Source organism: Agathobaculum desmolans ATCC 43058, from assembly GCF_000701665.1.
Taxonomy (GTDB): Bacteria; Bacillota; Clostridia; order Oscillospirales; family Butyricicoccaceae; genus Agathobaculum; species Agathobaculum desmolans.
The window spans coordinates 19,007-28,749 of sequence record NZ_JNJN01000037.1 but is presented as its reverse complement, the minus strand read 5'-3'; the positions used below and the strand labels follow the sequence as shown (position 1 = coordinate 28,749).

9 protein-coding genes are annotated in these 9,743 nt (G+C 55.7%); 7 read left to right on the top strand and 2 right to left on the bottom strand.

What is annotated here, in order from left to right:
• The 7 genes from T363_RS15185 to gatB form a co-directional block, all read left to right on the top strand.
• Positions 1–876 (top strand): N-acetylmuramoyl-L-alanine amidase (locus tag T363_RS15185; protein ID WP_051643215.1); only part of this gene is annotated, 876 nt, incomplete at its 5' end.
• Between the two features lie 393 nt (positions 877–1,269).
• Entirely contained in the window at positions 1,270–1,434 is a 165-nt protein-coding gene (locus T363_RS16805) for an IS3 family transposase (RefSeq protein WP_161645962.1), read from the top strand.
• Positions 1,435–1,735: 301 nt separating this feature from the next.
• Positions 1,736–2,428, top strand: coding sequence for a sporulation protein YunB (gene yunB / locus T363_RS0109945; RefSeq protein ID WP_031475453.1), 693 nt, complete (start codon positions 1,736–1,738; stop codon positions 2,426–2,428).
• A 65-nt stretch (positions 2,429–2,493) separates the two neighbouring features.
• Positions 2,494–4,482 carry an NAD-dependent DNA ligase LigA gene (ligA, locus tag T363_RS0109940; protein ID WP_031475451.1) on the top strand — a complete coding sequence of 663 codons (1,989 nt, stop codon included), beginning with the start codon at positions 2,494–2,496 and terminating at the stop codon, positions 4,480–4,482.
• A gap of 1 nt (position 4,483) precedes the next feature.
• Complete coding sequence (gene gatC, locus T363_RS0109935) at positions 4,484–4,771, top strand: Asp-tRNA(Asn)/Glu-tRNA(Gln) amidotransferase subunit GatC (protein ID WP_031475449.1); 288 nt, start codon at positions 4,484–4,486, stop codon at positions 4,769–4,771.
• A gap of 15 nt (positions 4,772–4,786) precedes the next feature.
• Entirely contained in the window at positions 4,787–6,256 is a 1,470-nt protein-coding gene (gene gatA, locus T363_RS0109930; RefSeq protein ID WP_031475447.1) for an Asp-tRNA(Asn)/Glu-tRNA(Gln) amidotransferase subunit GatA, read from the top strand.
• 15 nt (positions 6,257–6,271) lie between these two features.
• Positions 6,272–7,696 carry an Asp-tRNA(Asn)/Glu-tRNA(Gln) amidotransferase subunit GatB gene (gene gatB / locus T363_RS0109925; protein WP_031475445.1) on the top strand — a complete coding sequence of 475 codons (1,425 nt, stop codon included), beginning with the start codon at positions 6,272–6,274 and terminating at the stop codon, positions 7,694–7,696.
• 332 nt (positions 7,697–8,028) lie between these two features.
• On the opposite strand, the gene T363_RS0109920 is transcribed toward gatB, so the two are convergent.
• Together T363_RS0109920 and T363_RS0109915 are read right to left on the bottom strand one after the other, a co-directional pair.
• The gene (locus tag T363_RS0109920; RefSeq protein WP_031475443.1) at positions 8,029–8,565 is read right to left on the bottom strand and encodes a hypothetical protein; all 537 of its coding nucleotides are present in this window, start codon (positions 8,563–8,565) and stop codon (positions 8,029–8,031) included.
• Between the two features lie 31 nt (positions 8,566–8,596).
• The gene (locus T363_RS0109915) at positions 8,597–9,571 is read right to left on the bottom strand and encodes a biotin--[acetyl-CoA-carboxylase] ligase (protein WP_031475441.1); all 975 of its coding nucleotides are present in this window, start codon (positions 9,569–9,571) and stop codon (positions 8,597–8,599) included.
• Positions 9,572–9,743: the final 172 nt, after the last annotated feature.

Below are 9,743 nucleotides of genomic sequence, written 5' to 3'. Positions count from 1 at the left end.
ACCATCGACCTGCTGCTGGTGCAGGATGCGGGCGGTTCGACGGGCATGTACCGCGCCGGTGACGGCTATCTGTTCGCCCCGGAGCGTGAGGGGGCGAACGGCCGCCCGGTGTGCAGCGTAGTATGTATGAGAAAAAAGAACAAGGAGGGCAAACCGATGGGCAAGAAGAAGGTATTTATCGGCGTCGGTCACGGCGGCAGCGATTCCGGTGCGGTCGGCTATCTGGTGGAGAAAGATGTCAACCTCACGATGGCGCTGGCCTGCCGTGATTTCCTCGCCGCGTATGGCGTGGATGTCCGCATGAGCCGCACCAAGGATGAGAACGACACAGTCAGTCAGGAGGTGCGCGAGTGCAACGCCTATGACCCCGATCTGGCCGTGGACATTCACAATAATTCGGGCGGCGGCGACGGCTTCGAGGTGTTCCACACGATCCACGGCGGCACGGGCAAGGTGCTCGCGCAGAATATCGAGAAGCAGGTCAAGGCGATCGGGCAGAACAGCCGTGGTGTTAAAACCCGCAAGGGCAGGCGCGGTGACTACTATGCGTTTATCCGCGATACGGTTTGTCCGGCAGTGATCTGCGAGGGCGTGTTTGTCGACACCAAGGCGGACGCCGCGCAGGTCGACACGCTGGCCGATCAGCAGAAGTTCGGTGTGGCGTATGCGAAGGGGATTCTGGATACGCTGGGGTTGGCTTACGATGAGCCGGAGGAGAAGCCGGACGATGAACTGGTGCAGCCGGAAAAAGAGCACTGGGCGCAAAAACACTACGACAGCCTGATCGCCAAGGGCGTGGAGATTGAAGATACTCGCTTCGATGATCTCATCACCCGCGGTGATGTGTTTGCGCTGCTGGATAGGATTGTGAAGTGATCATCCGGACAGGTCGATGAATGATAAGGTGAGGGCGCCGCCGTATTTGTATGATACGGGACGGCCGCCCGCGCTGCAGGTAGACGGCGGGGTATCGATAGAAAAAACGGGAGAAGTAAGCCCTGCGGCGTCGAAGTAAGCAAAGGAAATCCCCTCCGTAAACCGGTTTTGTGCTGGCCTGCAGAGGGGATTTTTCGTGTTTTACAAGGGAATTTTAAGGGAAAAATACCGCAGATGCCCTACGGATGCGGGTTTACTCCACACTGTAAATCTGTCGTCTATGACTTCGGTGGTTCGAATCCACCACCTCCCACCAGTTAATAAAGGCACTCCATTCGGAGTGCTTTTATTATTTAAGCCTGATAAATATATGCGGTATCGCGAAAAATCAAATTGCTTTTCCGGGAAAACAGAGGGGTCTATGGATATAGATGCCTTCATCAAGCACTTAAACAGGAAAGGATTATCCTATCAGGAAAAGTAGTACGACAGATTATGAAGGACGAAAATCTGGTAGTGCTTGGGATGAAGCAGAAAAAGTATGATGATTTCGGATGAGTTAAATCACAATGACAGAATCTCTTTAAATTTGAGAGACAATATGAAAATTACGATTTCTGAAAAAAGTATAAAACACATGGAATATCATAGAGAGCATATATTCTTAGATAGCAGCAAGAAAGGATAAAATCAAAATCTGGTGTATATTTTCTCTTGCATATAGCGATGCCCCCTGATGTAGCTTTATTTTCTTACATCAAGGGGTGTTTTGTCTGTTGTCCGTTTTTACCGGATTTGTTCAAGGACGCTTCTTTTTTCTTTTCCTCCGGCGTATACTGACCCCGAAGGAGGCGGACGGATGCGGCGGCGCAGATATCACAAACAGGGCAGAACGGTGCTGCTGTTGTTTTTTGTGTTGGTTACAGCGGCCGCAGGGATGATCACAGCTGCGCGGCTGCAGCGTATATTTCTGGAATATGCCGCCAACGTGTGCGAGGACAGCGCATTGCAGGAGATCAACAACCTGATGCAGGAGCTGGTGTTTTCCGACCCCGGCACCTACGCTGATATGGTCATACTGGAGCGGGACAGTGAAAACCATGTGACCGCGCTGCGCACCGATGTGCTGGCGATAGGACGGATCAAGGCGCAGCTTGTTAACGGGCTGTTCGAACGGTTGGAGGATTTGGAGCATACCACGGTCGAAGTGCCGCTCGGCACAGTGTTCGCACCGCATTATTTCAGCGGCATGGGGCCGAGCGTGGATATCGGCATGGCAGGCTTGACGCAGATGGAGGCGGAATTCATCAGCGCGTTTTCTGCCGCCGGCATCAACCAGACCCGTCATAATATCATCATCGAGATACACGCGGGCTTCCGCATTTTAACGCCGCTCGGCGCGGAGGACCGCGAGATAGTGACCCGCTTTCCGGTAACAGATACGGTGATTGTCGGCACGGTGCCGGACCGGTATACGCAGATCGATGAACTGAGCGGGGACTTGCTGGGCGAGATCAGTGATTATGATAATTCCTCGGAAAACGGAAAATAATACTTCCGAACAGGCCAAAGATTTGGTATACTATATTCTGTATTGGAATGTGAAGGGGTGCTTGCATGGATGCCCTCGGGCAGATCACCGCACTGCGTGAAACGCTGCGGTATCACAATGAAAAATATTATAATGAAGATGCACCGGAAATTTCGGATTACGAATACGACATGATGCAGCGCGAGCTGCGTGCGCTGGAGGCCGAGCATCCTGAGCTGGCGGATGAAAATTCCCCAACACGGCGGGTTGGCGGCAGTGCTTCAGGCCGGTTTGCCAAGGTGCAGCATGCGTATCCGCTGGAAAGCCTGCAGGATGTATTTTCCTTTGATGAGCTGACAGAGTTTTATACCCGTGTAGAGGGTGCAGTCGGGCAAACAGAATATGTAGTCGAATATAAGATCGACGGTCTTTCTGTTGCGCTGGAATATGTGGACGGCGTATTTGTACGCGGCGCAACGCGCGGCGACGGTCAGGTGGGCGAGGATGTGACCGCCAACCTTAAAACCATTCGGGAGATCCCGCAAAAGCTCGAAAACGCACCGCCGCACCTGATCGTGCGCGGTGAAGTTTATATGAAACGGTCCGTATTTGAGATGCTCAACCGCGAACTCGAGCTGCACGAAAAGCCGCTGCTCGCCAATCCGCGCAATGCGGCGGCGGGTTCGCTGCGGCAAAAGGACAGCCGGATCACCAAGGCACGCAAGCTTTCGATTTTCTGTTTTAATATTCAGAATACGGATGAGCTGGCGCTGGAAAGCCATACAGCAGCGCTGGATTATCTCAAACGGCTGGGGTTTCCGGTCAGTCCGCGGTATCCGGTTTATGCTGCGCCGATGGAGGTGCAGCGTGAGATCGAGCATATGGGTGAAACGCGCGGCGAGCTGGATTTTGATATCGACGGTGCAGTCGTCAAGGTCAATTCTTTTGCACAGCGCAGCGTGCTCGGCTCAACGGCCAAGTTCCCGCGGTGGGCGGCGGCATATAAATACCCGCCCGAGGTCAAGCAGACCCTGCTTCGGGATATTGTGATCTCAGTCGGTCGGACAGGCGTGCTGACGCCGAACGCCGTACTCGAACCGGTGCGGCTGGCGGGCACGACGGTTGCCCACGCAACACTGCATAACCGCGATTTTATCCGCCAGCTGGATGTGCGCATCGGCGATACGGTATCCGTCCGCAAGGCGGGCGAGATCATCCCCGAAATCATCGGGGTCGTGGCAGATAAGCGCCCCGCGCAGACGCAGCCCTATGAAATGCCGGCATTTTGTCCGGTGTGCGGCGCGCCGGTGTTTAACGATGAAGAGGAAGCGGCGATCCGCTGCACCGGTGCGGCCTGCCCTGCACAGCTGCTGCGCAACCTGATGCATTTTGCCTCGCGTGATGCCATGGATATCGACGGCTGCGGCGAAGGCAACTTGCAAAAGCTGATTGATGCGGGACTGGTGAAATCTGCCGCCGACCTGTATGACCTGACGGTCGAGCAGTTGTTACCGCTCGGCAAAAAGGTGGACACATGGGCGAATAACCTGCTGCGCGGCATCGAGGCAAGCAAAACGCGTGACCTGTCGCGGCTGCTGTTCGCCTTCGGGATCCGGCACGTCGGCCAAAAAGCGGGCAGGGTGCTGAGCGACCATTTCGGCAGTCTGGATGCGCTGCTGGCGGCGTCGGTGGAGGAAATGACCGCCATCCGCGATATTGGGCAGACCACTGCGGAAAGCATCGCCGCGTGGCGTGCGCTCGAGCAGTCGCAGGTGCTCATTGAAAAGCTGCGTGCGGCAGGCGTTAATTTTATCGGAGAAAAAACCGCGAAAAGCGATCTGCTGGCAGGCAAGACCATTGTGGCTACGGGCAGCCTGACGCTTTATACCCGCAAGGAGATCAACGACCTGATCGAATCGCTTGGCGGCAAGGCGTCCGGCTCGGTTTCCAAAAAAACGAGCTATGTCGTAGCCGGAGAAAACGCAGGCAGCAAGCTGCAAAAAGCGGCGGAACTGGGCATTCCGGTTTTAACAGAAGAAGAATTCAAAAAAATGATAGAGCAGGAGGAATCTTGACATGGCAATTTCGAGAAAAGAAATTGAACACATCGCATCCCTTGCGCGTCTGGACTCGACAGGCGGTATTTTTGACCGTCTGGCGGACGACATGCAGGGTATCGTCGGCATGGTGGACAAGCTGGCCGAACTGGACTTGGGCGACATCACCGACGTGATCAACACCGAGCGCAAGAACGCGTTCCACGAGGATGAGGTCATTCAGGAATATACCCCGGATGAGCTGATCGAGCCGAACGCACCGGATTTTCAGGCGGGCGGCGTTGCCGTTCCGCGCGTGGTCGAATAAGAGGAGGGACAGAATATGGCACTTTACGAAAAAACAGCGGCCGAGCTGTCCGCTCTGCTGGCAAGCAAGGAAATTTCAGCGGTCGAGCTGGCGAAGGACGTTTTCGCCCGCACCGCAGCAGTGGAAGACAAGGTGCAGGGTTATGTAACCGTCACCGAAGAAGCTGCGCTGGCGCAGGCGGAAGCGGTGGACCGGAAGCGCGCCGCCGGGGAGGAACTGTCCGCACTGGCCGGTATTCCGGTTGCAATTAAGGACAACATTTGCACCAAGGGGACGCTGACCACCTGCGCTTCCAAGATCCTGCATAACTTCAAGCCGCCGTATAACGCCACAGTGATGGACAAGCTGGCAGCGCATGATATCGTTATGACCGGCAAGGCGAATATGGATGAGTTTGCAATGGGTTCTTCCTGTGAAAACTCCGCTGTTCATCCGACACACAACCCGCACGGCCTGAACCGTGTTCCGGGCGGCTCGTCCGGCGGCTCGGCGGCGGTCGTGGCATCGGGCGAAGTCCCTCTGTCGCTTGGCTCGGATACCGGCGGATCGATCCGCCAGCCGGCATCGTTCTGCGGCGTGGTCGGCCTCAAGCCGACGTACGGCGCGGTATCCCGCTACGGCCTGATCGCCTTTGCGTCGTCGCTTGACCAGATCGGCCCGTTCGGCCGTTCGGTCGAGGATACGGCGATGCTGTTTGACGCGATCACCGGCCATGACCCGCTGCATGATTCGACCTCGGTGCAGGCGCCGTTTGCAGGCTCGACACGCGCTAACCTGAACGCCGACATCAAGGGCATGAAGATCGGTCTGCCGAAGGAGTATTTCGGCGCCGGTATTTCGGATGAGGTGCGCGAGCATGTGCTTGCCGCTGCGGAAACCTACAAAAATCTCGGCGCTGAGGTATTTGAAATCTCGCTGCCGCTGGTTGAATATGCACTGCCGGTGTATTACATCCTGTCCTCTGCTGAGGCATCGTCCAATCTGGCGCGGTTTGACGGTGTAAAATACGGCTACCGCACGCCGAACGCAGGCGATGATCTGATCGCACTGTATACCAAATCCCGCTCGGAAGGCTTCGGTGCAGAGGTGCAGCGCCGCATCATGCTGGGCACCTATGTGCTGTCCTCCGGCTATTATGATGCCTATTATAAAAAAGCGCGTGCGGCACAGCGCAAGATCCGTGAAGAGTTTGCCGCTGCCTTTGAAAAGTGCGATGTAATCCTGACCCCGGTCGCGCCGACCACCGCGTATGAGATCGGCGCCAAAACGACCAACCCGCTTGAAATGTATGCCGGCGATATCTGCACGGTATCGGTCAACATCGCGGGTCTGCCGGGTCTGGTGCAGCCCTGCGGCTTCGATCAGAACAAAATGCCGATCGGTATGCAGCTCATCGGCCCGCGCTTCGGCGAGCAGACCCTGCTGAACGCCGGTTTGGCCTTTGAGCAGGCATCCGGCCTGAAAAATATCATCGCGGCACTGTAAAGGAGGAAACGACAAATGAAATACGAAGCTGTTATCGGCCTTGAGGTGCACGCGGAGCTTTCTACCAAAAGCAAAATTTACTGCTCGTGCTCGACCTCGTTCGGCGCGCCGATCAATACCCATACCTGCCCGGTATGCACCGGTATGCCGGGCGCACTGCCCGTGCTGAATAAGCAGGTCGTCCACTATGCGGCCAAGATGGGCAAGGCGACCGGCTGCACGGTCAACCAGCTCTGCAAGGCGGACCGCAAAAACTACTTTTACCCGGATCTGCCCAAGGCGTACCAGATCTCGCAGTTTGATGTGCCGATCTGCGAAAACGGCGAAGTGTTCTTCTATGTTGACGGCGAAAAGAAGTCCTGCCGTTTGGAACGCATCCATTTTGAAGAGGATGCGGGCAAGCTGCTGCACGACGAGATCGACGGAACGGTTGTGGACTTTAACCGCTGCGGTGTACCGCTGATTGAAATGGTCACCAAGCCTGATCTGCATTCCTCGGCGGAAGCGAAGGAATTCCTCGAAATGATCAAGACCACGCTGTCCTATCTGGATATCTGCGACTGCAAGATGGAGGAAGGTTCGATTCGGTGCGACGTCAACGTATCCATCCGTCCGGAGGGTTCGGAAGAGCTGGGTACCCGTGTGGAGATGAAGAATATCAACACCTTCTCGGGCGCGGTGCGTGCGATCGATTACGAGATCAACCGCCAGATCGAGGTGGTCGAGGCCGGCGGTGAGATCCAGCAGGAGACCCGTCGCTGGGATGATGTGAAGCTCAAGAACACGGTCATGCGCACCAAGGAGGATGCACAGGATTACCGGTATTTCCCCGATCCGGACCTGATCGCGGTCGAAATTTCGGATGAGTGGATGCAGCAGATCGAAAGCGAAATTCCGGAGCTGCCGATCTCGCGTTATGAGCGGTATCTGAACGAATACGGCATGACGGCGATGGAAGCACGCCTGATTTCGGACAGCTTTGCCAAGGCCGAACTGCTGGATGCGGCGGCTAAGCAGGTCAAGCCCAAGGCGGCAGCGAACTGGATCCTGTCGGATATCTCCAAGTATCTGAACGACAAGGCAGTAGAACTGCCGGACACCAAGCTGACGGCGGACAAGCTGGTCGATCTGATCCGTTTGATCGAGGCCGGTACGATTTCGGGCGCAGCAGGCAAAAAGGTGCTGCCCGCGATGTTTGAAACTGACGAAACGGTGGAAGCAATCGTCGAGCGCATGGGTCTGAAACAGGTGTCGGACGAAGGCGCGATCCTTGCCATCGTGCAGGAGGTCATCGCAAAGAACGAAAAGGCGGTTGCCGACTTTAAGGCGGGCAAGAATGTCACCGGCTTCCTGGTAGGCCAGTGCATGAAGGCTTCCAAGGGGCAGGGCAATCCGCAGATCATCAACAAGCTGATCGCACAGGAGCTTGCTAAGCTCTGATTTGGCTGCGTTAGCGTATAGTGTTCGTTTTGCGTTCCAATACGCTTACGATCCCCCGGCTGCATTGCCGCTATTTATCGATCTCTTCTTACGGGATAGCGTCCTGCCGGAAAGACAGGGGGATGCAGCCCGTGAACGCTTGCAAATATTTCTGATGAAATGACAAAACAGCTGATGCCACCGAAAAAGTCCGGTGGCATCAGCTGTTTGATTTTATGGTGAAGAGGGTGGGGGTTGAATATAATTTTCACCACATGATATTTTGGAAATGTGTATCACTGCACAGGCAGCAGTTTTTCAGACACTTGGGCAGCGCGATGATGGGATGACGCTCAGCCACGGTACATGCCGATTGCGCACAGTGCCTGGATCATATCCGGTACGGTCTGCCCGGCGATCTCGAGACGTTCGGCGGAGCCGGGATGTTGTTCGGAAAAAGTATCCCATGCGGTGATCAGGTGTGTTGTACGGGTCAGGCCAAAGCGCTGCAGCAGCGCTTCGTAGCGGTCGGCTTGTGTGCTGTATAGAGAAAGTATCTTGTATTTCTGTACAAACAGCTCGTCTTCCGTAGCGAGCGAGCCGATAGCAAAAGCGGAAAGGCCGTCCTGATACAGCAGTTCGCCATAGCCATCCAGAATGGTGGTAAGCTGTTTTTTGGTCATGCCGTCCAAATACCACACTTCCTCCTGCTCGGCGTCGGGATGGATGGCTAAGAATAGGGGTTCCTGCAGCATAGCGTAGTAAGCGGATATAAAATCGGCAAGCTTTTCAAAACTTAGATTACAGATCAGGCTGTCGCCTTCGCGCTGATATTGTTCGTGCAGTTTTTCGGGGAAAGGGATGGTAATGCCTGCGGCGGTTTGAAACATGGTGGAAAACTCCTTTGGTAAAATAGGGGTGTTAAAGCCGGATGCTGATCTCTCCGGTGGAGAGCGGGCGGGTTTGTCCGTCCGCGGTGCGGATCAGCAGGTGGCCATTGTCATCCAGTCCGGTGCATACAGCCGAATAGCGGCCGGCGGGGGAGATGACAGTGATGGATTTGTCAAGACAGCAGAGACGGCTGCGGTAGCGTGCCAGCAGAGCGTCCTGCTGCCCGGATATCAGCAAGGCATAGGCGTGCTCGAAGTGGGAAAGCAGGGCAGCGGACAGCACGGCACGGCGCGGCACGCAGCCGAACTCGCTTAAAGCGCCTGCAACGGCACGTACCTCTTCCGGCCAGACGGGGTTGGGACGCAGGTTGATGCCGATCCCGACACAAAGCGAAGTGACCGCGCCGGTTTCTCCTTCAATCGAGGCTTCTGTCAAGATGCCGCACAGCTTGCGTCCCTCCATCAGCACATCGTTGACCCACTTGATCTGCGGGGAAAAGCCTGCGGTCTGTTCAATCGCCTCTGCCGCGGCAACAGCCGCCGCAATCGTGACAAATTGGATCTGTGACACCGGCAGAGTGGGATGCAGCAGGATGGTTTGATAAATGCCCGTGTGCGGTGGGGAGGAAAAGCTGCGTCCAAGCCGTCCACGGCCCGCGGTCTGGCTTTCGGCCAGCAGCACAAAACCATGCGGACGGTTCAGATATTGCTCTTTCATTACAGTATTTGTAGAGGAAAGGGTGGGAAACACCAGCAGTTCGCGGCCGATCGTTTGGGTATCCAGCAGCGCCTGCACACCCGCAGCGGTGAGGCTGTCATCATCCGGCGCGAGCCGGTAGCCCTCGCCGGTGATGCCGTCGATGGACAGCCCCTCGCTGCGCAGCACACCGATCGCTTTATGCACCGCGGCGCGTGAGACGCCGAGCTGCTCGGCCAGCCGTCCGCCGGATAAGCGTGTGCCGCGTGCTTCTTCCAGCGCGTGAAGTACTGCATCTTTTACTGCCAAAGCAGATCACTCCTTGTCTTGTGGTGCCAACGGAAGCGACTGCCGGATGAAAAAACAGGGGGCAGTCTGTGTTCTTTCTATTGTATCTTAAAAATGAAAATAGTACAATAGTACTGCAGTCTGTCGAAAAAGTATTTTGTTATAAAGCGTGAGCAATACGCGCGGCAGCGCG

Excerpts from the sequence above, each read along its gene's own strand:
- yunB (WP_031475453.1), top strand. The coding sequence starts at position 1,736 with ATGCGGCGGCGCAGATATCACAAACAGGGCAGAACGGTGCTGCTGTTG.
- ligA (WP_031475451.1), top strand. The coding sequence starts at position 2,494 with ATGGATGCCCTCGGGCAGATCACCGCACTGCGTGAAACGCTGCGGTAT.
- gatC (WP_031475449.1), top strand. The coding sequence starts at position 4,484 with ATGGCAATTTCGAGAAAAGAAATTGAACACATCGCATCCCTTGCGCGT.
- gatA (WP_031475447.1), top strand. The coding sequence starts at position 4,787 with ATGGCACTTTACGAAAAAACAGCGGCCGAGCTGTCCGCTCTGCTGGCA.
- gatB (WP_031475445.1), top strand. The coding sequence starts at position 6,272 with ATGAAATACGAAGCTGTTATCGGCCTTGAGGTGCACGCGGAGCTTTCT.
- T363_RS0109920 (WP_031475443.1), bottom strand. The coding sequence starts at position 8,565 with ATGTTTCAAACCGCCGCAGGCATTACCATCCCTTTCCCCGAAAAACTG.